At 45.3% G+C, this 22572-nt stretch carries 17 protein-coding genes; 7 read left to right on the top strand and 10 right to left on the bottom strand.

The window, feature by feature from the left end:
- The first annotated feature begins 296 nt into the window (after positions 1–296).
- From ON006_RS25505 to ON006_RS25525, 5 genes are all read left to right on the top strand, one after another.
- On the top strand, positions 297–1565 hold the full coding sequence (locus ON006_RS25505) for an aspartyl protease family protein (RefSeq protein WP_244824064.1): 1269 nt from the start codon (positions 297–299) through the stop codon (positions 1563–1565).
- A 33-nt stretch (positions 1566–1598) separates the two neighbouring features.
- Complete coding sequence (gene mnmC2, locus ON006_RS25510; protein ID WP_244824065.1) at positions 1599–2255, top strand: tRNA (5-methylaminomethyl-2-thiouridine)(34)-methyltransferase MnmC2; 657 nt, start codon at positions 1599–1601, stop codon at positions 2253–2255.
- A 39-nt stretch (positions 2256–2294) separates the two neighbouring features.
- Positions 2295–2879, top strand: a complete 585-nt coding sequence (gene lpcA / locus ON006_RS25515) for a D-sedoheptulose 7-phosphate isomerase (RefSeq protein WP_244824066.1) — start codon at positions 2295–2297, stop codon at positions 2877–2879.
- A gap of 41 nt (positions 2880–2920) precedes the next feature.
- On the top strand, positions 2921–3358 hold the full coding sequence (locus ON006_RS25520; protein WP_244824067.1) for an NUDIX domain-containing protein: 438 nt from the start codon (positions 2921–2923) through the stop codon (positions 3356–3358).
- Between the two features lie 92 nt (positions 3359–3450).
- On the top strand, positions 3451–7233 hold the full coding sequence (locus ON006_RS25525; RefSeq protein ID WP_244824068.1) for a DEAD/DEAH box helicase: 3783 nt from the start codon (positions 3451–3453) through the stop codon (positions 7231–7233).
- Positions 7234–7246: 13 nt separating this feature from the next.
- On the opposite strand, the gene ON006_RS25530 is transcribed toward ON006_RS25525, so the two are convergent.
- The 8 genes from ON006_RS25530 to ON006_RS25565 form a co-directional block, all read right to left on the bottom strand.
- On the bottom strand, positions 7247–7561 hold the full coding sequence (locus ON006_RS25530; protein ID WP_244824069.1) for a hypothetical protein: 315 nt from the start codon (positions 7559–7561) through the stop codon (positions 7247–7249).
- A gap of 151 nt (positions 7562–7712) precedes the next feature.
- Complete coding sequence (locus ON006_RS25535; RefSeq protein WP_244824070.1) at positions 7713–8096, bottom strand: RidA family protein; 384 nt, start codon at positions 8094–8096, stop codon at positions 7713–7715.
- Positions 8097–8133: 37 nt separating this feature from the next.
- Positions 8134–8580 (bottom strand): hypothetical protein, encoded by a 447-nt coding sequence (locus tag ON006_RS25540; RefSeq protein WP_244824071.1) that lies wholly within the window; start codon positions 8578–8580, stop codon positions 8134–8136.
- A gap of 5 nt (positions 8581–8585) precedes the next feature.
- Complete coding sequence (locus tag ON006_RS25545) at positions 8586–9179, bottom strand: Panacea domain-containing protein (protein WP_244824072.1); 594 nt, start codon at positions 9177–9179, stop codon at positions 8586–8588.
- Between the two features lie 72 nt (positions 9180–9251).
- Entirely contained in the window at positions 9252–11399 is a 2148-nt protein-coding gene (recQ, locus tag ON006_RS25550) for a DNA helicase RecQ (protein ID WP_244824073.1), read from the bottom strand.
- Positions 11400–11463: 64 nt separating this feature from the next.
- A complete protein-coding gene (locus tag ON006_RS25555) occupies positions 11464–13578 on the bottom strand; it encodes a ComEA family DNA-binding protein (protein WP_244824074.1) in 2115 nt (704 codons plus the stop codon).
- Between the two features lie 24 nt (positions 13579–13602).
- Positions 13603–14466 (bottom strand): carboxylating nicotinate-nucleotide diphosphorylase, encoded by an 864-nt coding sequence (gene nadC / locus ON006_RS25560; RefSeq protein ID WP_244824075.1) that lies wholly within the window; start codon positions 14464–14466, stop codon positions 13603–13605.
- Positions 14467–14483: 17 nt separating this feature from the next.
- On the bottom strand, positions 14484–16250 hold the full coding sequence (locus ON006_RS25565) for a capsule assembly Wzi family protein (RefSeq protein WP_267609915.1): 1767 nt from the start codon (positions 16248–16250) through the stop codon (positions 14484–14486).
- A gap of 126 nt (positions 16251–16376) precedes the next feature.
- On the opposite strand from ON006_RS25565, the gene upp reads away from it, so the two are divergent.
- Positions 16377–17021, top strand: coding sequence for a uracil phosphoribosyltransferase (gene upp, locus ON006_RS25570; protein ID WP_244824077.1), 645 nt, complete (start codon positions 16377–16379; stop codon positions 17019–17021).
- A 4-nt stretch (positions 17022–17025) separates the two neighbouring features.
- On the opposite strand, the gene ON006_RS25575 is transcribed toward upp, so the two are convergent.
- Positions 17026–20106: a carboxypeptidase-like regulatory domain-containing protein gene (locus ON006_RS25575; protein WP_244824078.1), complete on the bottom strand. Its 3081-nt coding sequence runs from the start codon at positions 20104–20106 to the stop codon at positions 17026–17028.
- Positions 20107–20319: 213 nt separating this feature from the next.
- Here ON006_RS25575 and ON006_RS25580 point away from each other — a divergent pair, with 213 nt between their 5' ends.
- Complete coding sequence (locus tag ON006_RS25580) at positions 20320–21387, top strand: mannose-1-phosphate guanylyltransferase (RefSeq protein ID WP_244824079.1); 1068 nt, start codon at positions 20320–20322, stop codon at positions 21385–21387.
- A gap of 42 nt (positions 21388–21429) precedes the next feature.
- Here the strand turns inward: ON006_RS25580 and recF are convergent, their stop codons facing one another.
- Entirely contained in the window at positions 21430–22527 is a 1098-nt protein-coding gene (recF, locus tag ON006_RS25585) for a DNA replication/repair protein RecF (protein WP_244824080.1), read from the bottom strand.
- Positions 22528–22572: the final 45 nt, after the last annotated feature.

Here is a 22572-nt window from a genome sequence, read left to right on the forward strand (position 1 = left end):
AAATTTTTATTGTGAAAAAACGTCATTTAACGCAACAAAATTACCATAATTTCATCATTAACATTATTATATATAAATGATATAAAAAAAGCCAGAAAGTTTGGACATATTAAGAATTTTTTGTGTTTAATTAAGGTAAAAAGCATTAATTTTACTCAATTAACCGTTTGGGCCGAATTTGATACTTAGTGTACACAAAAGATAATAAAGACAGAGTTAAGCCATTTATAATCAGAGTGTTTTGTAATTTATAAAGAGAGACTTCTAACAAAGGAATTTAACGAAAGGAGGCCACGATGAAAACGTCTAAGTGGTTAATTTTAGCAATCATACTTTTTACCAGCAGCATATCATTTGCAAAAACAGAAGATGTACCCCCGGTTTCAGAAGAAAAGTATGGCTATTTTTTAGATAAAAATCATAAAACTGCACGCATTCCATTTGAATTGCATTCAAATCTGATCCTTTTGTATGCAAAGATCAACGATACCGACTCGCTCCGGTTTATACTGGATACCGGCGTCAGTTCGATCATTATTACCGATCCTTACATTCTTAAACCGGACAAGCTTCGGTTAACCCGCAAGGTTAATCTTACCGGAGCAGGAGAAGGGAAATCCATATCTGCACATGTGGCCATCGACAATCGCTTTTCGATGGGTAGGCTGCGTGCCAACCACCAGAATATCGTGGTGCTCGAACAGGATTTCTTGCGGCTCTCAGAGTATGTCGGCGTGCCGGTCCACGGCATTTTTGGCTATGAGATTTTTAACAACTTCGTAGTAACCATCGATTTTTCCAGAAAAGAACTGGTGCTGATGCAGCCCAGCCGATATAAATATAAAACCAGCAAAGGCGATAAGCACCCCCTCATCATTGAAGACACCAAACCGTTTACAGACGCGGTAACGCTGTTTGCAGACGGTCGTGAGCATCCGATCCGGGTATTGATCGACACCGGTGCCGGCCATGCGTTGCTTTTAAACAACACACCGAAAGAGTCATTCCGGTTGCCGCAAAAAGTGATCAGGGCTCAGTTGGGCCGCGGTTTGAATGGCGTAATCAATGGAAATCTCGGCCGGATCGACAGGTTGCGGTTGGGTAGGTTTGAAATGGACAATATCGTGGCATCCTTTCCCGACAGCATTGCATTTGGCTCCAAACTACGGGCCGGGACCTCGCGGCAGGGTAACATAGGCTGTGAGCTGTTGCGGAGATTTAAGGTGACGATGAATTATCAGGAAAGTTATATGGTGCTGAAACCGATCAAAAGCCGTCTCCGTGAGAAATTTGAGCACGATATGAGCGGCATGGAGATCCGTGCGGAAGGTGCCGACCTGCATAACTATATTGTGAACCACATTCAGGACGATTCTCCGGCTTCCCATGCAGGGTTGATGGAAGGAGACCAGTTACTTTTTATAGACGATCATGCTGCTTCCGAACTGAATGTGAGCGACATTTACAAGCTCATGCAGCGGGGAGACGGCAAAAACATCGACTTGCTGGTGAAACGTAAAGGAGATATTTTCTTTACACAGATTACCCTGCGAAGAATGATTTAATTACTTTTAAGCCGAACTAAACATCCGGCTTATTTGGATCGCTTTATTGTAACAGAAGACGGCTCGCACTCACTTTACAGTCCGCAGTATCACCAGCAGTACCATTCCCTGCAGGGTGCTTTGAGCGAAGCAGTGCATATTTACATCAATCTGGGCTTGCGGCCGATTTTAGAAAATGCCACAGCTCCGGTACATGTTTTTGAAATGGGCTTTGGGACGGGTTTGAATGCTTTTCTAGCCTGGAAACTGGCTGACGAGCTCCGCAAGCAAATTTATTACACTTCCATAGAGGCTTTTCCCGTTACTTCGGGGGAAGCCTCTTTGTTGAATTATGAAGCATTGACCGGCCAGTCGGGTTTTATGAAACTTCATGAAAGTTCATGGTCTGGCATGAATCCAATTTCCGACTATTTTTCCCTTCGAAAAGAATGTGTGACGTTGGAAGAATTCAGTTCCACAGAGATTTTCGATGTTATTTTTTACGATGCTTTCGACCCACGCTCGCAGCCGGAGCTCTGGAAAGAGGAAATATTCTCAAAAATAGCGGCCCAAACGAGGCAACATGGCGTACTAGTAACATATTCTTCCAAAGGAATTGTCAAACGTGCACTTCGCTCCGCTGGGTTCACCGTAGAGCGGCACAAAGGGCCAGGCCGGAAAACACATGTGTTGAAAGCCATCAGAAACTAGTAGGAAACGCAAAATTGAATGTTCGAACAATATTAAGATATGAATTACCAAAGCATTATCAGTCAGGAATTAAAAGAAGCACAGGCAGTACTCGACAACTTCCTGAGCGATCCTGTTCAAATTGAAAAAATAGAAAAAGCAGCCGGAATGATGGCTGAGGCGATCATTCACAATGGAAAAATCATTTCCTGTGGCAATGGAGGTTCCCATTGCGACGCCATGCATTTCGCGGAAGAACTTACCGGCAGATACCGTGATAACCGCCGCGCATTACCTGCAATCGCCATCTCTGACGTGAGCCATTTGAGCTGTGTTAGTAATGATTTTGGGTATGAATTTGTGTTTTCAAGATACATTGAAGGATTGGGCCAGCCGGGCGACGTATTGCTGGGACTTAGTACCAGCGGAAACTCTACCAATATTATCCGCGCGGCGGAAGCGGCGAAGGCCAAAGGCATGAAAGTCATTATTATGTCGGGGAAAGACGGTGGCAAGCTCGCAGGTGTTGCCGACATTGAAATCCGTGTCCCGCACTTCGGATATGCGGACCGGATTCAGGAAATTCACATCAAAGTGATCCATATTTTCATGTTACTTATTGAAAAAATGGTGTTGACGGATTAAATTCAGCAAATCGACACACGTCATCTTTAATCCGCTGCCTCATGAATGTACGCCCTTCTGCCTTGATACTCCTGGACGGTTCCATCTTAACCCTCCGCTACTGCTACGGCGACACTGAGGTTTTTGCTTTGCCCGGAGGAAACCCTGATCCCGGCGAATGTCTTTCCGAAGCACTTGCCCGGGAGCTTTACGAAGAGTTGGGCGTTGCGGCAGAGGTAAATACAATGGTTTTTTGTGGAGAAGTAATATGGCCGGAAGTCAAAAAGGAAACACTTCACATGGTATTTCAGACTGAAATTTCAGGTATTCCGGAGCTAAATCCGGTACATACCACAGCCCTGGAAATTGTCTGGCTGCCAATTGCTTCGCTGGCAACAAAACTATTGTATCCTAATGCAGGAAAACAAATTATCGGTTTTTACGAAAAATCGTTACTCACAGGTCACATAGGCGTTATTGACCAGCCTTACGTGCGATAATGTGCCTTTTTGGCCGAACAGATATTTCCTCCTTCATTTCTATAAAACAGAAAGGTACCGTACCTTTGCGTTTTTAACAGGCAGCAGGGTAAATGGAAAACGAAAAGAAGGAGAAATTATCCAACTTCTTGCTACGGCGTACGGAGAAGGATGTATTGTCAAGAGGGCGTTCCATTTATAGCAGTGGTGGCTTAAAAGTTTCCAAACTTGATTATAATGGTCCGGGTAATGCTGAGTTCAAAGTCAAGAGCGACTACTCCATTCAGTACTACCAGATTTACATCAGGGATTTCCTGACTCCCCAGATCACGACGGAGTGCTCATGCCCCGACAAAAATGGCCTCTGCAAACATCGCGTTGCGGCTATTTTGTACATTCTGGACAAGATGCCTACTATCAAGCAGGTTGTTCACGAAATGGAGGATACGGTCATTGATCTTCCCGAAATCAAAGAAATTCAACTTAGAAATCTGGTACTGGACGAAACCTGGAAAAACAGGGAATCGCTCGGGCAGGTTGATATTATTTCCGCCAAGGAAGGTGAAGCCGAATGTGTGGTTCATGAAAACAACCAGGATTATTCGGTAACATTCCAGCGGATCAAGAACACTAAACAGGTTCACACAACCTGTAATTGCGGTAAAAAGCTTTGGGTGCCACTCTGTGAACACAAGCTGGCGGCGTTGCTTAAACTCCGCGAAGAACTAGGAGAGAAGGCATTTGAGGTAATGCGCGACCTGACGGTTGAGAAAAATAACCTCCTTGCAGAATACGGATACTCTCTGGAAGACACATTCAAGGATAAATTTGACTTCCGCCTCGATGAGGATGGTGGCCTTTTGCTGATTAAAATGGACCCCTCTTTGCAAAAAGTAGGGGAGTACCAGGATTGGCAAACGCTCCGGCAGCGGATATTGCCGGCACAAAATGTCACATTTAACATTTCTTCGGCCGAAAATGGCCAGGAGGAAGAGGACAGAATATCCATTTTTGTTTTTTGGCCAAAAGGAAAAAATCACTTGCTGGACATTGGTTTCGGTGTTTTTTCGGTCAAATACAGTTCTAAATCTGAAAAGGTTACCAATATCCGCAACATCGCAGGAGGTTCGAGCCACTATTATTCTGCCGATGAAATCCCCGTGCTTACTGAGGCGGATGCCCGGCTTGTGCGCGTGGCGAAGCATTGGGAGGAAGGGTTACAAAAGTTTATCAGAAAGCAGGGTTGGGCTTACAATGCCTACCTGCACTTTGACGACGTGAGCCCTGAACAGCGCTACGAAGCAAGAAATTACGTCGGAAAACAGATCAACAGGATCTTCAATGACCTGGACGCCGACCGGTTATTTCTTTCGGACGGTGACTACATTACCAGCAACAACCAGCTTACCCAGCTGGAACTACACCGGGAGCCGGTCAAATTGTTTTTTGTTTTAACAGAAGACAAAGAGTTTATCACGCTCAATCCATATGTTGAATTGCAGCCCGGTACTCCTCTGGAATTGCAAAAGGTGGTTTCGCTCGACAGTTTTTGGCTTGGCATACACAATGAAAAGACGCTTTTCCGCTGGGCGGGCATCAGCGAAGCTGAAATGGTCGCATACCTCGGGCAGAATGGATATAAAATAAGGGTTAAGAAGGATTTCTCGGAAGGCTTTATGAGTGAATGGATAATTCCGGTTACCGAACAGTTTGATGTGATTTTTCAAACGCGTCACGAAGTTCAGAGCCGGGCATTGCCATTCCGCAAGCCAAAAATTTACCTCAAAGAAGACGATGCCAATTTGCTGATCGTGCCGTCATTTGTGTACGAAGGAGAAGGCGAGTTGGGGGAAACAGAGTTCCTGCATGATCAGCGGCGTACGAGAACGAGCTTTGAAAATAACCAGATCACCATGCTCGAAAGAGACCAGCAGGCCGAAAACTCGGTTTGGGAATGGTTAAAATCGTTGCATCCAGGTTTTGCGCATCAGGCAGGTCAGCCGTTTTTCTATGTTCCTTTTGACAATGTGATGAAGGAGGGCTGGCTTTTCAATTTCGTGGAAGCAGTTGGAAAGAAGCAATATGACTTATTGGGCTTCAAGGATCTGAAAAAAATGCGTTTCAACCCGAACAGAGGTACTGTGAAGGTGAATGCATCCTCCGGCATCGACTGGTTCGACATGCAGGTGGAGATCATGTTTGGCGATCAGAAAGTTTCGCTTGCTGATGCCAAAAAAGCATTGTTGAAAAAGCAGAACTACATTCAGCTTCAGGACGGCTCTCTGGGCGTGCTTCCTGACGAATGGATCAGTAAACTCGAACCGCTTTTGCAATTTGGAAGAGTGGATGGCGAAAATATCCATTTGTCCAAAATTCACTTTTCGCTGATCGATGAGCTGGTGTCCGAGCTCGATAATGAGGAAGTGTTCCGTGAGTTGTGGGAGAAAAAGCAAAAACTGCTCAATTTCAAAGAGATTCCGAATGTGCCTCTGCCCGGAAATGTGAACGCGACATTGAGACAATACCAGGAAGAAGGATATAAATGGATCAATTTCCTTGATGAATTCGGTTGGGGAGGCTGTTTGGCTGATGATATGGGCTTAGGAAAAACCCTGCAGATGCTGACATTCCTGCAACAGCAAAAGAATATCAATCCCGAACATACGAACCTCGTCGTAGTTCCTACGACATTGATTTTCAACTGGCAGGCTGAGGCGACCAAGTTTACGCCGGACCTGAAACTGTACGTTCACCGTGGTATGACGCGACGTAAAGACATCAGTTTTTTCAGGGAATACGACATCATTCTGACGACTTACGGCACGATGCGTAGCGACGTGGAATTGTTGAGGCAGTTTGATTTCCATTATATCGTACTGGACGAAGCGCAGGCCATTAAAAACCCTGACTCGCTTACTTCCAAGGCATCGCGCTTACTGCGGGCGAAAAACCGGCTGACAATGACGGGTACCCCGGTCGAAAACAACACATTCGACCTTTACTCTCAGTTTGAATTTCTGAACCCGGGGATGCTGGGTCACGCCGACTTCTTCCGGACAGAGTACGCTACACCAATTGACAGATATCAGGATAAAGAAAAAGCGGCTGAATTGCGGAAACTCGTGTATCCTTTCATGCTCAAAAGGACCAAAGAGGAAGTAGCGACCGACCTGCCTGACAAAACGGAAACCATATTGTTCTGTGAAATGGGTAACAAGCAGCGGAAAGTATATGACACATTCCGTGAGAGATACCGTCAGGAAATCGCTGAAAAGCTTGCTACCGAAGGATTGAACAAAAGCAGTTTCCTAATTCTGGAAGCATTGCTGAAGCTGCGGCAGATTTGTGATTCCCCATCGATTTTGTCAGGAGACGAAGATTTTGGTAACGAATCGGCCAAGTTGGAAGAGCTCACCAGGGAAATAGAAGAGAATGCTTCTAATCATAAAATTTTGATTTTCAGCCAATTTTTAGGAATGCTCGATTTGATTCGCAAGCATCTTGAAAAGGTAAATATTCCGTACGAATACCTTGACGGGCAAACCGTGGACCGGGCTGGGAGAGTGAACCGTTTCCAGAGCGATCAGACTTGCAGAGTGTTCCTGATGAGCCTGAAAGCTGGGGGCGTAGGGCTTAACCTAACCGAGGCTGACTATGTATACCTGGTTGATCCATGGTGGAATCCGGCTGTGGAACGTCAGGCTATTGACCGCACGCACCGCATTGGTCAAACGCGCAAGGTATTTGCTTATAAAATGATTTGTAAGGATACGATTGAGGAAAAAATTCTGTTGCTTCAGCAGCGAAAGCAGGATTTGGCGGAAGATCTGGTTGGAGGAGAATCGGGCTTTATCAAAAAGCTCAGCCAGGACGATATTATGGGATTGTTCAGTTAGTCAAAGCGTTCTTTCAGTTGAACCCAAGGATCTTGCCCCCCGAAGAGATATTGAGCAGGTTTTGATTCAGCAACCTGGCAGATGTAGTTTTTGATGTACTGTCGGCCGAGGCGAATTCGAACAACTGTGTATTTTGAAGCGCGTTGGCTTCGCGTCCGCTCACTTTGATATTTTTATCAGCGAACGTGCTGTTACTCAAATTTTCTGACGGGAAATTGTGCATTTTTTCCACACCCCCGCTTCTGATCGTTTTGTACCGTGCTTCTTTTTGTAATACGCAAAGAATTAGTAAAAAGGAGGCTATGAGTAAAGTACGATAATTTTTCATAATTAAAATGGCCATGTGTTAGGGTCCCAATCAGACAACTACAACACAAAGAGCAAATTTCAGGCCAGAAGGTTGGAAACACCGAAAAAAATAATTTAGCAAAAAAGGCTCATACAGAGAAGTGTGAGCCTTTTTTAACTATTTCACTAGATTACTGTACAATAGCAGTAAACTCTATTTCAACCAGATAGTCAGGAGAAACCAGTTTGCTGATTTCGTAAATGCCCGTAGTAGGCTTAATATCACCGAAATATGCGCCATGTGCGCGGGCGATTTCATCAAAACAATTGATATCCGTAGTGAAGATGCGAGTGCGGACCACGTCACCGAGGCTCGCGCCGGCATCTTCCAATACCTTTGAAATTCTTTCGATAATGTTGTTGGTTTGGGCAAAAGCGTCGTCAGCTTTTACTTTTTCTCCGTCTACAATGGCTACTGTTCCGGCAACTTCCACGATGTTTCCAATGCGTACGGCACGGCAGTACCCCATTTTGTCCTCCCAGGGCGACCCGGAAAGTATATTTTGTCTTGGCATATGATTGGGTTGATTTTTGAAAATACTCTTGAAATATTTATGAGGATAACAGTTTTCTAAACTTGCGTTTTACATTGGCTGAATTGATAAAGCACTTTTTCATGTCATGAAATAAAAGACTTTTTAGTGTACCAATTATGCGATAATCCAAACCTTCCACAGGATAAATGTCTTTTAAAATTGCTATTTCATATTCGTCTATTTGTTGCCCATAGAGATAGGTATCCATAGGAAAACACCAACCGCTGGTTGTGACAGGGCTTTTTCCTTTAAAAACAAAACAATTGAAACATGCTTCCGGCACTTCAATGCAGCCGTCTTTGTCAACAATGTCGGTAGGGCAGAAATTTAAGCTGGATGGCAGGCTCGCCAAGAGTGATTTCTCTCCTAAGGATTTCAGTACTATAAAGTATTTGGGTTTGGATGCGTTACCTTTTTTGAAATAAAATGGATCAAAATATAAGATATCTCCTTCGTTACCCACCAGAATCAAATTTTAAGCGCTTGGCTACTTTTGAGATATTCACGTTGATCTTCAAAGATTTCTTTTTTCAATGGTAAACCGTCCAATAATCTCGAAAAATCAATAGCGATTTCTGTGGAATTCATATGCCCTGATTCCAGGTGTTCCAACACTCCATTTTCCAAGGCCGTGATGTACCATAGAGAATGCTTGCGATGGGTTAATTCAACAAGTTCGGCAGCGGTGAAATTTTTGAATGTTTCAGAGACATGCTCTAACAAATCCATGTCGTTATCTGAAAACTCGTCATCTGAGAATACAACCTTGGGCTTAATGTAAATTCCGCCGTCAGAACCAAAACTTCTAGAAATGTATTTCTCCAGTAAAACAGGTTCGTCAGAAGAAAGATCAACAAATACATCTCTGGATACTGGCCCAAGTTTCCAAACCGAGAAATTTAGGTTAAAAAAAGGCAATCCATAAGTTCTCACCGAATACTCCTCGATCAAATAAATTAGTTTTAACAGCTTAGTTTTAGATAACGGATTTATTTTTCCCGCCAGGTAAACCACAGCATTACCTAATTTATCAATCTCCGAGCTGGAATAGGGATGGGACATTTGAGCATCAATGTTGTTAATGTAAAAATACGAATGGTTGTGCGATTAAACAATCACATGCGGTGGCCTGGGTCACCGCTCTTCTTCCCAAATTGCCAGCGCCAGCCTGATCTGTCCATAGTCGAACTGCTCGTTGAGAAGCTCAAACAGTGGTTTCAATGGATCGTTTTTACTTGTCTGGATCTCCTGCGCTGCCTGAATGATGGTCTGGTAGGCTTTTTTGTCAATCAATCCTTTTAGATCGATATCGTGTCCGTCCTCTTTTAATTTGACCAAATGCGAGATGATGGTAACGGTACTGAGATCTCTTTTTTGGGCAATGTCATTCAGTAAATAGCCTTCTTTGTACAGATCCAGCGTTTCGATGTATGTCATTCCCTTGATGACCCTCGTTCCTGGTTTTGTATTTTCCTTCGCGAACGACAGGATTTCATTGATAAATGTTTCCCCGTATCGTCTGAATTTCTCGGCTCCAATCCCCGAAACCGCTTTCATTTGCGCCTCGGAAACAGGTTTTTTCTGTGCCATTTCGGACAATGTTGCATCACTGAAAACGACATATGGTGGGACGCCAAGCGCATCTGCCATTTGCTTCCTTAGTATTCTCAGTCTCTCAAATAGGGCATCGCGAATAATCTCTTGCTTTGGCTTTTCCTTGGGTACCAGCTCCTCTTCTTTCGCTTTACGCTCGCTGATCGGGATGAACTTCACGAGTTCTACTTTTCGCTCACCTTTCAAAATTTGCCTGCTGACCGGATTGAGTTTAAAAGAATGTCCTTCGTCATAAGCGATATCCATGACACCGGAATTCAAAAGCTGGCTAATGTATTCCGCCCACTCTTCACCCCGCAGCTCGATACCGACACCAAATGTAGGCAGACGTTCGTAGCCATGTTGCAGTACATTTCGGTTGCGGCTGCCCCGCAAAATGTCAATGAGCATCCCCATCGCTATTTTTTGATCGGTGCGGGCTATACCTGACAATGCTTTTTGGGCAATGATGGTAGCATCAAAACGGGTCCTCGGGTTCCGGCACACATCGCAGTTTCCGCAATCTTTTTCGACCGCTTCATTAAAATAACTCAGTAAAATCCGCCTGCGGCAAATATCTGCCTCCGCATACTGTTTCATACGGTTCAGCTTTGCGTGCAGCAACTCCTTTTGCTCGGCCGACTGATCGGAATTATTGATCATATCCTGGCGGGTAATGATGTCCATGTAGCTGTAAAACAAAACGGTATCTGACGGTGAACCGTCGCGGCCTGCCCTTCCTATTTCCTGGTAAAAGCTCTCAACATTGGAAGGCAGGTTGTAGTGGATCACCCAGCGCACATTGGATTTATCAATACCCATTCCAAAAGCAATGGTAGCCACGATCACCTGAATGTCGTCTCTCAGAAACTGCTCCTGGACCTTCGAACGTTTGTCAGCGGCAAGTCCTGCATGGTAAAATTCTGCTTTGAAACCCGCATTCCGGAGACTGGCTGCTACGGTTTCTGTGCCTTTACGGCTCAGGCAGTAGATAATACCGGCTTGCCCATCGTGTTTATTGATAAAGCTCTGGATCTGCTGCAACCGTTTCCGGCCTGGTAACACACTCAGATTGAGGTTAGGGCGATCAAAACTTGCAATGAATGTTTCGGCGTGCTCTATATTAAGCTGTTTCAAAATATCTCTGCGCGTAACCCGGTCGGCAGTAGCAGTGAGCGCGATGATCGGCACATCGGGAAAGCGTAGTTTCAGGTTGGTCAGCTGCCGGTACTCCGGGCGAAAATCGTGCCCCCAGGATGAAATACAATGCGACTCGTCTATCGCGAAAAGACAGACATTCCATTCGCGCAGAAATTCAAATGTATTTCCTGAAAAAAGCCTCTCGGGGGCAATGTAGAGCAATTTTAGTTCACCAACTTTCGCCTGCCACATGACCTGATCCTGCTCCGCAGAAGACAATGTGGAATTCAGAAACGCCGCGTTGACACCATTACCGCGCAGCGCTTCCACCTGGTCTTTCATTAATGCGATCAACGGAGAAATGACTACCGTCAGTCCCTGGCGGAGGATAGCCGGGATCTGAAAACAGACGGATTTTCCTCCGCCGGTAGGCATTAGTACAAGGCAATCCCGGTTTTCCATCACAGTATCGATGATCTGAGACTGCTGTGGGCGAAAGGAGTCGTAACCGAAATATCTTTTTAGTGCGTCTAGTTTGTTGTCTGACATTATAGCAATTGTAAATGGGTATTATTTCAAATAAAATTCTCCTTCACGCCGCAAAAATAGGCACTCAGAACTGATACATCATCTGTGCTTTGATTTCGCTTCGTTTATTTCCTTCAATTTCGTTCAAACCCGAACTGATCTTGTCCAGATTGGCATACCTGGTTTGCGACCATCGTAACCACAGTTTCAGGTCTTTGGATATATTATATCTCAACATTAAATAATGTCGGGTGCCGGTGTCGTAGTAGGCGGGAATCGAGAAGGCATAAAGCATATCTTTTTCGTAGGCATATTGTCGGCTGTCGTAGTCATCTGTTTTGAAAAAAGCCAGTCTACCACTGAACTCCATTTTTGTAAAATGCCAGGTAATGTCCTGGAAAACAGTTAATCCGTTCGATTTGGAAATGTGCTTGTAAGCAAAGTTGCCATATTGAAACCGCGTGCGCACAGCAAAGCGTAGCGGAACTTCGTACTCGACATTGATCATCGCTGTGCGGCGGATCGTGGTCGCCAGCGGAAGTGAAGGCAGGTCGCCAGGCTGGTTGTGTTGTTTATATTTTTCGTGGTATAGCATATAGGCATTGAACCGTTTATTGTGTTTGTAAAGTGTATGTAGGTAGTAGTCAAAGCCTTTCGAAGGTGCGTCGACTTGGTATTTGAGCCAGGGAAACCGGAATCGGTCATAGTATGCGCTGAATTGCCAGCGGCGGTTTGGCATGTACCTGAGTCCGGCATATGCACCTGCCTCATTGATAGGCCGTGTGGATTCACTCACGGAGTTGCCATAAAATGTATGAAAGCTACGGGAGTAATGTCTGGCCAGCAGCGACAAGTCCCATTTCTTTCCCAGCCCGGCGATAACCCCTGCCAGCAAACCACTGCCACCGCTTTTGGAAACGGCACCTTCCCCGAAAAAGTGAAAATTCTGCCATCGGTAGTCGCCATGGACACCGGCAATGATGTTTTGTCTCCCCGAAAACTCAAAGCGATTATATGGAAGATCTCTCTTACGGATCGTTGAACGATAGGAAGTATGCAGCAATGTAAAGCCGAGCTGTCCTTTTTGTGAGGAGGGTTTGTACAGAATGTGCATTCCGGCATTCCGTTCAGCCAGGATATTGTGTTTTTCGCGCTCACTCGGAGTCCGGTGGTAGCCTGAAATGGGGAGAGAAGTAGTGATAATCTCATCGAAGATTTGCTCCTGACTTGCGTCTCGCCGGGTTGCGGAATAAAATGTAGTGAGGTCAATACGGGAAGCGATGGCGTACGTAGCGGCAATTCCTCTCAGGAAATTGGCTTCCACCACGGAGGTGTAGGGCCTGATACCTAATGTACTTCTGTAAACAGTCCTGATCACTTCCGACCCCTTACCCAATGAAAATCCTGCGCCGAGAACCATTCCCTGGCCTGCCTGAACCTGGTAGTCACCTATGATCAGGTTTTTGAGCTTTCCACGGTTCATAATTTGTGCATGTAATGATGAAAAGTCTATTCCAAATATTTGCTTTCCGGCTTCCCAGTTCCAGAACTTTTCTCCTGCATCTTTCTCCAATGTAAATCCGAAACTGTACGATCCGGTCCGGGCATTGCGGTATCTCAGGTAGCCATTTCCGGCCCGGCCCTGGTAACGGGTAGTAGCATTGGAGCCGGAGTCGGGAACGGTAAATCCTTTTTGCTTTTCAACTAACTTTCCCGACCGGAGCATGAGAAAATGCTGGCTGGGATTTTTGAGTGATTCGCGAAATGAAACCGGTTTGGGTTTGATAATAACAAAAGGCAGCAGTTTCTGAATCGTGGACAGATCGAAACCGGGAATGGCTTGTAACTCGTACAATGACAGTAGCGGGCCTAATTTTTCACGATAATCAAAAAAGGAACGTAGCTGCGTTTCGGAAAGGATCAATGTAGCTGAAAGCTCGTCGGAAGTTACCGTGTTCAGATCGAGTGGGCTCGCATATAGCTGCAAAAGAGATTCATACAGGTCGGAATCATCATTGTCCTCGGCCGGAACCGGGAAAAGGGTCTGAATGAATTGGGCGATATCAATTTCCTTGCGTGGAGGTTCCTGAGCGGAGAGGAGAGGGGCAACGCTTAAATAAATGCTGATCAGTAAAAAATACCGTTTCAGTAACAAACTGTAAATGTTAAAAGCGTATGCAGTTCCTGAGAGTTTTAGCATACGCTTTTTTATTTTGATAAAAGGTTAGAAGGCTTTTAAACTTAAATCCAGACTTCGTGCCTGGTGGGTGAGCGCCCCGCTGGATATGCCATCCACGCCGGTTTCTGCCACAGCACGTAATGTTTTTTCAGTAATGTTGCCGGAAGCCTCGGTTTCAAAACGATCACCGATTCTCTTCACCGCCTCGCGCATGTCGTCCAGCGAAAAATTGTCCAGCATAATGATATCCACCGCTCCGACCCGCAATACTTCATCTACCTCTGCCAGATTCCGTGTTTCTATTTCAATTTTCAGGTCTCTGCCTGTTTCTTTCAAATATTTTCGCGCGCCGGTAATCGCTGCTTCAATGCCTCCTGCATAATCCACATGATTATCTTTCAGCATAATCATGTCGTAAAGCCCCATTCGGTGATTCACCGCGCCACCGATTTTCACCGCCATTTTTTCGAATAAACGGAAGTTTGGCGTCGTCTTACGGGTATCCAGCAGCTTCACAGGCAAATCCGCGATCAATGCACTCATTTGCCTTGCGTAGGTGGCGATACCGCTCATTCGCTGCATAATATTGAGTACCAATCGCTCGGATTTCAGGATTAACCGCGCATTTCCTTCCACCGTTAATACCACGTCTCCTATTTTGACGGGAGATCCATCAAAAAGTAACACATTTATTTTCAGGGGGGGATCATTATAGTAAGTTGCAGTCTCTTCGAAGATGATCGTGGCTACTTCCACGCCCGCCAGGATTCCGTTTTGCTTGACCAACAGCTTTGCGCGTTTAGTCGCATTTGCAGGTACAGAGGAGAGAGAAGAATGGTCTCCGTCGCCAATATCTTCCAGTAAAGCAAGCCTGACAAGGTTGCGTAGCTCATGCGGGTTAGTTTCCATTTTTGACTTAAATTAAATCAGTACGTCTGCTGGCGGTATGCCATGTTGTACCGTATAGCAAATGTAAAAATGTTGGAGTTGGTAGCAACCTTTACATCCTGAGATTTGATTTTCCTGACCTGATAGCGACCGTCGAGGAACAGGTTATGCGCAAGAGTATACGATAGCCGCAAGTCGGTAAATGTAGTGGATGCTTTAATGCCCTGACCAATTTTCTGGTTCAGGTCACCATCTCGGTTCACATTTCGCTCTTCGTAATTTTTAGTAAGGTCGCCCCCGAAATTCATAGATGGCCCGGTTGTCGGATCTTTTCCTTGTTCCGCCATCATGATGGTCCCGTAAATTGATAATCTTGGAGTTGCCTTGTACCGTATAATTCCCAGATACTCCCGAAAATTGGCGCCTAGGGGATGCGCCAAGGACTGCGCGTAATGCATATAGTTTCGCCCGCCATCTTTGTGAGAATAAGTATAAGGTCGTACCAGATTATATTCAGCCTGTAAATCGAGGTTTGGGACCCCGAAAGCATCAATGTATTTTCCGCCTAACTGGAAGCTGTATTTATTAGTCCATGATTTGCTACCATTAAAAAGGTATTTGGTAAGAAACTCATCCAGAACAAATTGGCTGTAAATAGATGCTTTTTTGCCAACCAGCCAGCGGAAATCGAAACCCAGGATCGCATTGTCCTCACTTCCAAGATAAGATTCGACATAACGGTAAAAAATGATCGGATTCAGATAATTCAGATCATAACCGCCGCCTACGGAATCGCGGTTAAAGACCTCCGCCTCAAAGACCCCAATGTTGATCTTGTCTGTCAGGTTGACGCTCAAATGGTGAATTGCTGCAAATTTTTTGCCTCTCAACAGTCCATCATTAGCATTCGTATATGAATTGATCATGCTCGTATACAAATTGGTATAATGAAACTTACCAAGCTGTGTATCAAGTCTTAAAAATAGATATGGACTGCTGTTATCGGATAAAATAAGAGACCGGTAACCGCTGCCGAAGACGTTGTAATCGTGCCCGAATTTGACATTTATACTTTTCAATGGCCTGAAAGTAATGTAACCCCGGGCTGTCAGAAAGTCAATCCCGTTGTTGCGGGTTGTTTTGGCAAGTCCTTCGCCAGGAAAGCCATATTTTGAGGATTTGAAATCATTAACATACTTGGGAAAACGGCCCTGGGTATCTGACACGAATGTATAAAATCCAAGTTTATCATTGATCATTCCCCGAATTTCAACGCCCCGGCTTGTACCCCACAATGATTGATGCGATGAAGTATCGTAGCTGTTGTCTTTCCCGATAAAATTGGTGGTAGTAAAATTGAAATGCAGATCGAAATCTTCGTTGTGAATGCTGTAAAGATCGGCTGGATGCTGGAAAAACTTAGGTTTACGGCCGGGTGGAGGATTTTTGAACCAGCCCAGGCGGGCAAGTTTGTTATAATTTGCGGAGTCGGTCGACACCATTCCTTTGGTCCATTCCCAGCTGTCTTCCCGCAGGTAGTCAATGATTTCCCAGTCGCGGTCGGTGAGGTTTACGGTGCCTTCTTTGAGCAGGGAGTCGGTGAGCGCTACTACCGCTTTTCTTTCAAACGGCTTGACATTGGAGTGAAAGCCTTCTGTAAACTTGCCGCGTTTGATTTCGAGGCGATCTATCAGATGGTAATAATCGTCATTAAAAGGTATAAATGAACTTTGTGCATGTACGTACGACAGGGTTATCAGTGTTAAAATCAATATTTTAAAAAGCCGGATAATTCCTTGATACATAGGCAAAAAAAATCTACAATTCACACCAACAGGTCTCTTTCGGATAATTTTTCGAATAACTGTTCCAAATTACGTCAATGAATTTGTATTATCTTGCATGGAGTAGTTTAAAAAACTGTCCAATCTATGTTTTTACTTTCCCAAAAGCCCTCCATTGCCGATCATTATCTGGCCGAACTTCGTGATGTAAATGGTCAGAAAGACCGGATGAGGTTTCGCAGAAATATGGAGCGTGTAGGTGAATTGCTGGCTTACGAGCTTTCAAAAACACTTACTTTTAAAACCGAGAAAGTACAGACGCCGCTTGGACAAGCTTCATCGAGGTCATTATTGCAGCCGGTAGTACTGGCCACGATCCTGCGTGCTGGCCTTCCTTTTCATCAGGGTTTTCTCAGTATTTTTGACAGGGCTGACAATGCATTCATTGGCGCATACCGTGGACATCATATCAATGCAGAGGAAGAGTTTACTGTCGAGATGGACTACATTACCAGCCCGGACCTGACTGGCAAAATCCTGATTCTCATAGATCCAATGCTTGCCACCGGCCGATCCATGGAAAAGGTGTATCACGCTTTGCTGCGCTTCGGGATACCTTCGCAGACACACATTGCGTCGGTTATCGCCAGTCCGGAAGGAGTGGATTACCTGCAAAAACGAATTCCGCACTGCCGTTTGTGGCTCGGTGCCATCGATCAAAAACTGAACGAACAATATTACATTGTCCCCGGCCTGGGCGACGCCGGGGATCTGGCTTACGGCGAAAAGTAGTTGATCAGTTCAGCAATTCATCAAATGTAATGCATACATAATAGGTGGAGCCTACATTGGGGCTGCCAAATGCCTGTATGTAAGATTTTCCAAAAAGATTGGTACCCCCGATTTTGATAATCGATTTAATAGACCTCACTTTCATACTTACCTGGGCATCCAGATTACTGACGGCCGGTACCTGCGTGTTTGAGAAAATAGGTACGTCCGTCGTGGTGGGTATCGTGAAGCTCGACTCCCATACAAATGCTTGCTGGTAACGGTACACCACATTAAAACCAAACGGGTTGCTGCTCGTAATACGCTTGCCAAAATTCACATTATAGCGGTATTTGGGCGTATTAAACTGCGAGTACTCCACTTCTGCCGATGGTTTAAAATCACTAATCTCATTGTTGGCCACATTACCGCCTGCATTAAATCCTTTGGGCAAAGCATAGTTGAGTCCAATCGCAAAGCCGCGGGTAGTAATGGTTTCATTAGTATTGACTGCGAGTGCGTATCCATTGTAATTTCCTACACCAATCCCCGATTCAATGGGTAACCCTGGTGCCGCCGCAGCTGTGGGAACAACGATGACCGCGCCTCCGATGAAGTCTTTGTATTTGCTGATATAGTAATAGGCATCGATAAACAATTTTTTGGCTATCACTGCTTTATAGCCAATTTCATAGGATGCAATGCGCTCGGGTTTCAATTTGACAGCGTTGTATTTCGGTAATTTGGCCAATGCATAAGCTTTCGCCAGGTCAGGAACAAGCCCGGGTACCTGCGCGGCGAGGATACCCGGCAGCTGGGCCGACAGTACACCCGGCAATGCCTGATTGACTCCGGCCGTGATCGCTGCCTGAATGGCGGTAGGGTTATTGGGAATTGTGCCGGCTGCCACTCCCTGGTTGACCAGACTGGTAACCTGGGCTGTGACAGCCTGGCTAATGGCGATGGTTGCCTGCTGGGTTACTGCGGCCGTGGCATAGGTAGTGGCGCTGGATATGATACTTGGGTCGCTGGCAATCAGTTGTTTAATGGCAGTTTCCGATAAATTTTGTCTTAAAATCCCATTCGAAAGACCATACCGCTTATCAAACTCTGGCAAGCCGCCTACTAATGTTCCGGAGGGAGTTTTCAAATCAATGTACTGGTTTTGAGTAGTAGGGATCCGAAAACCTGTCTGGTAGGAAAGGCGAATATTTTGTTCTCCGAATGAAGTTACTGCCGAGATACGCGGGGTGAACTGTCCGTCGAAGTTTTCATTCTTGTCATACCGGATCGATCCGGTTAACTTCAAATGATTGGACAGTAAATTCTTGCCTGCCTGTACAAATGCACCGTATTCATTGATGGGAATCGTGCCAGTTCTTCCCTCTTTGTTGTCAGCAAATAAAGTGCCGCCGGACCTGAGCCGGTATCTTCGATAATTGGCCCCGACAAGCAGCTCGATAAATTTCACTTCATTTTTGAAATTATAAAATCCCTCGATATGATAGAGCTGCGTTTTGTCTGCAAAACCACCGCCCCCTTCTACAATAGGCGCATTCCGGTATTTGTCGAGCAATTGTGCAAAAGCAGGCGTTCCGGGTTTGGGCATTCCCTGATCCGCAAACTGCCTGGCAGCGAGGTGCGCTTCTTCTTCTGTCATTCCACCAGCCCTTCCGGTCGCGAAAGCACCCGTGTATTCGCCAAACCAGGTACCGTGCGCTTTGTAGTCATTGAGCATAGAAACCGCTGCGAGGCCTGCAAGGTAGGATTTTCCGGATTTTTCCTGGGTAGTGTATCCACGTAAAGTGAAATTATCCCCGCGCAGTTCAAGCTTGGCTTGGGTGAGGTTAAAATCCCTGAGCGAGTACCGGCCGGTGCCGGTGTAGGCGGTGGTTCCGTAACCATAATTGACCTGCGCCACCACCTCGATCTTTTCATTGATGCGATAATGGATGGCGGCATTGGTTTTAAAGCTCTTGGTATTATAGTCCACAAGGTCTTTTTCAAGATAGCCTGTGCGGCTTACAAATGTGCTGGGTACGAGCCCCACCGCATCCTGTGGAATGAGCCCGTTTGCTGCGAGCGTTTTGGCAACCGCATTAATATTGGTCTGAACTTCGTCACCGTAGCTGTTCATACCATCATAGTCAGGGTCAGTCCCTTTTCCACGGGTAGGATCGGCGTTACCACCTACATTAAGATTGGTATAATTGGTCGCTTCCCAGTCTTTGGCCTGGATGTAAGAGAAGTTGACCTTGAATGCAAATTTGTTATTGAATGCCTTCGCATATCTGATCGTAGCGTCGACAAATGGAGTAGTGGCCTTGGCGCGGTGCGACTCATGCATGACGCCGCTTTTGACGCTGGCGCTCAATCCCTGATAAAGGAACGGACTTTTACTGTTCATCAAAATAAGGCCATTTATTGCATTAGGACCATATAATGCAGAGGCAGCACCTGGCAAAACCTCTACACTTTCCACGTCCAGTTCCGACAGGCCGACAATGTTATCGATCGGAAAATTCAGTCCTGGCGCCTGGTTGTCCATTCCGTCGATCATTTGTACGGTACGCGGGTTACCGGTGCTCCCAAAACCACGCATATTAATGGATTTGAACAACACGCCCTGGGTAGTCATATCAATGCCTTTGAGGTTGGCCAGCGCATCGTAAAAGTTGGTAGCTGGTGAGTCCCGAATTCCGCGAATATCCATCTTTTCAATGGCTACCGGGGATTTCATGACGCTTTCCTCGACACGGGATGCGGAGACCACCATTTCTTTTCCCAGAACGGCCTGCTCGACGAGCTTGATTTCAAGTTTGGAAACCCCTCCTGTGACCTCTATCTCCTGAGTTTGAAACCCGACGGAAGAAATAACAATGCTGAATGGTGGCGCGGAAGTAGTCGATAGGCTGAATTGCCCCCGGGCGTCAGTAATGGTTCCGATAACCTTACCTTTAACCTGTAAACTTACTCCAACGAGAGGCTCTCCTGTAGAAGATTCAAGCACTTTGCCTTCCAGATTGGTCTGTGCGATGGAATTTATGCTGATCAGCAACGCCTGTAAAAGCAGGGTTATGCGAAGCAATGTAAAAATACGTATCATGGTTTTTAGTGGGTTGAGGTGCTAACAGCAAGTTAGAAGAATTATTGGGACTGCCATCATCATACTGTACTGTTTTTTCTTCGAATCGTCTCTCTATTAATTTCCTCATGCTAATTTGTACATGTTTTTGGGAGTTTTTTTGGGTTATTACTGACTCTTTATCACTAGTTTTGAACAGTTTTCATAATGTGAATAAAAAATTTACCTTTCACAATGCAGGATACTTACGTTATTATAATGGCAGGAGGAGTGGGAACAAGGTTTTGGCCATTCAGCCGGACTGACTTCCCGAAGCAGTTTCATGATGTGCTGGGAACCGGCAAAACACTTTTGCAACAAACAGTTGAAAGATTCGACGGAGTTTGCCCTATTGAAAATATTTACATTGTTACCAGCCAGGAATATAAGGAACTTGTTAAGGAACAAATTCCGGCATTGAGCTACGATCAGATCCTATTGGAACCGCACCGCCGAAATACGGCACCGTGCATTGCCTACGCTTGCTATAAAATTGCAGCGCAGAATCCGAATGCCAATGTAGTGGTGGCACCGGCTGATCATATTATCCTGAAAGAAGAGGTTTTTAAAGATACGATCAGGGTAGCCCTGGGCGCAACGCGCAACGAAGACATACTGGTAACACTGGGCATTCAGCCTACCCGCCCTGACACGGGTTACGGGTACATTCAATATATTCCGGATAAGCTTACGGTTAAAAAAGTAAAGTCATTTACCGAGAAGCCACATCTTGAACTTGCATTGCAGTTTTTGGATAGCGGTGATTTTGTGTGGAATGCGGGGATCTTCGTATGGAATGTTAATTCTTTCAAAAAGGCTCTTAATGAGTTCCAGCCTAATATTGCTGAAATTTTTGGAGGAGGCGATCCACATTATTACCTGGAATCGGAGGATGGTTTTATTCAACGCGCTTACCAGCATTGCGGCAGCATTTCCATTGATAATGGTATCATGGAGAAAGCCGAAAACGTGCATGTGGTGTTAAGTAATTTCGGCTGGTCAGACCTCGGTACCTGGAAATCGCTTTATGAAGTATCGGAGAAGGATGCTAATCTGAATGTGACAGATGGAAACCTGATACTTCATAACACGACGAACTCAATCATTAAAACGCCAAAAGATAAACTGGTCGTAGTGAATGGACTGGATGGGTTTATCGTCGCAGAATACGACGGGGTACTGCTCATTTGTAAAAAGGAAGACGAGCAAAAGGTGAAAGAATTTGTCGCCGAAGCCAAAGAGCTCAATCCGAAATATGTTTAGAAACTAAAAGAAAGCCACATCCTCAAAATGTGGCTTTCTTTTTTATAGATTCAATATCTTCTCAATCTCAAAAAACCTTACATCTGCTCTTACGTGTTCCAGGATTCTTTGTGAACGTTCGGGGCGGGCGTCGGTGATGAATACCTGGCCGAGAAAACCGGTATCGATCAGTTCAATGAGCTTCTGAATGCGGCGGTCGTCCAGCTTATCAAAGATATCATCCAGCAAAAGAATGGGCGTCTTTTGTTTTTCTTCTTTTAATAATTCGAACTGCGCCAGCTTCAACGCGATCAAAAAAGATTTCTGCTGCCCCTGTGAGCCAAACTTTTTCAGGGTAACCGTATCAATTTCGAAGATATATTCATCTTTATGAACTCCCTTGCCGGTTCGTTGGGCATGCAGATCGCGGCTACGGTTCCGCCTGAAATCAGAAGGGAAATCGTCACTAGCGACTTCACTTTCGTAAATGACGTCAACCTGCTCGTGCCCGCTGCTTAGAAATTCATAGTACTTTCGAAAAAGCGGTACAAATCGTTCCATGAATGTCCGGCGGTGTGCGTAAATTCTTTGGGAAAGAATGATCAGTGGCTCATTATAAGTTTCCAGCAGATCTTCATCCAGGTAATTGCGCTCGGCAAAGAGTTTGAGCAGCCCGTTTCGCTGGGTAAGTATCTTGTTATATTGCAGAAAATCATTGAGATAGCCAGGAGTGGCCTGGGCAAGAACGCCATCGAAGAATCTACGACGCTCTTCACTGCCGTCCCGGATCAGATCTGTATCATCGGGGGCAATTAAAACCAGAGGAAAAAGACCAATGTGATCGCTGAGACGGTCATAGTTCTTTTTGTCGGCCATAAACACCTTTCGTTGGCCTCTCTGAAAGCTGCACGTGATTTGCGTATTGCGTCCGGAATCTTTAAAAATACCATCCAGAACAAAGAAATCATAGGCGTGCCGGATACCCAGGGCATCCTGATTGTGAAAGGCGCTTTTGGTTAGTGTCAGAAAATATATCGCATCGAGGAGGTTGGTTTTGCCGCTCCCGTTCTCCCCAACAAGGCAATTTACATGTTCGCCAAAGGTAAAGGCTTTCTCTTCATAGCTTTTAAAGTATGTAAGGTGGAGCTTTTCTAGCCACATGAACTTCTTTGTTATTTAGTTTATGCTTATTTTCGCAAATCATTT

The sequence above is a fragment of the Dyadobacter pollutisoli genome, from assembly GCF_026625565.1.
Classification (GTDB): Bacteria; Bacteroidota; Bacteroidia; order Cytophagales; family Spirosomataceae; genus Dyadobacter; species Dyadobacter pollutisoli.

What these genes read in the sequence shown, in the direction of transcription:
- ON006_RS25505 (WP_244824064.1), top strand. Translation starts at nt 297, where the DNA reads ATGAAAACGTCTAAGTGGTTAATTTTAGCAATCATACTTTTTACCAGC.
- lpcA (WP_244824066.1), top strand. Translation starts at nt 2,295, where the DNA reads ATGAATTACCAAAGCATTATCAGTCAGGAATTAAAAGAAGCACAGGCA.
- ON006_RS25520 (WP_244824067.1), top strand. Translation starts at nt 2,921, where the DNA reads ATGAATGTACGCCCTTCTGCCTTGATACTCCTGGACGGTTCCATCTTA.
- ON006_RS25525 (WP_244824068.1), top strand. Translation starts at nt 3,451, where the DNA reads ATGGAAAACGAAAAGAAGGAGAAATTATCCAACTTCTTGCTACGGCGT.
- ON006_RS25530 (WP_244824069.1), bottom strand. Translation starts at nt 7,561, where the DNA reads ATGAAAAATTATCGTACTTTACTCATAGCCTCCTTTTTACTAATTCTT.
- ON006_RS25535 (WP_244824070.1), bottom strand. Translation starts at nt 8,096, where the DNA reads ATGCCAAGACAAAATATACTTTCCGGGTCGCCCTGGGAGGACAAAATG.
- ON006_RS25545 (WP_244824072.1), bottom strand. Translation starts at nt 9,179, where the DNA reads ATGTCCCATCCCTATTCCAGCTCGGAGATTGATAAATTAGGTAATGCT.
- recQ (WP_244824073.1), bottom strand. Translation starts at nt 11,399, where the DNA reads ATGTCAGACAACAAACTAGACGCACTAAAAAGATATTTCGGTTACGAC.
- ON006_RS25555 (WP_244824074.1), bottom strand. Translation starts at nt 13,578, where the DNA reads ATGCTAAAACTCTCAGGAACTGCATACGCTTTTAACATTTACAGTTTG.
- nadC (WP_244824075.1), bottom strand. Translation starts at nt 14,466, where the DNA reads ATGGAAACTAACCCGCATGAGCTACGCAACCTTGTCAGGCTTGCTTTA.
- ON006_RS25565 (WP_267609915.1), bottom strand. Translation starts at nt 16,250, where the DNA reads ATGTATCAAGGAATTATCCGGCTTTTTAAAATATTGATTTTAACACTG.
- upp (WP_244824077.1), top strand. Translation starts at nt 16,377, where the DNA reads ATGTTTTTACTTTCCCAAAAGCCCTCCATTGCCGATCATTATCTGGCC.
- ON006_RS25575 (WP_244824078.1), bottom strand. Translation starts at nt 20,106, where the DNA reads ATGATACGTATTTTTACATTGCTTCGCATAACCCTGCTTTTACAGGCG.
- ON006_RS25580 (WP_244824079.1), top strand. Translation starts at nt 20,320, where the DNA reads ATGCAGGATACTTACGTTATTATAATGGCAGGAGGAGTGGGAACAAGG.
- recF (WP_244824080.1), bottom strand. Translation starts at nt 22,527, where the DNA reads ATGTGGCTAGAAAAGCTCCACCTTACATACTTTAAAAGCTATGAAGAG.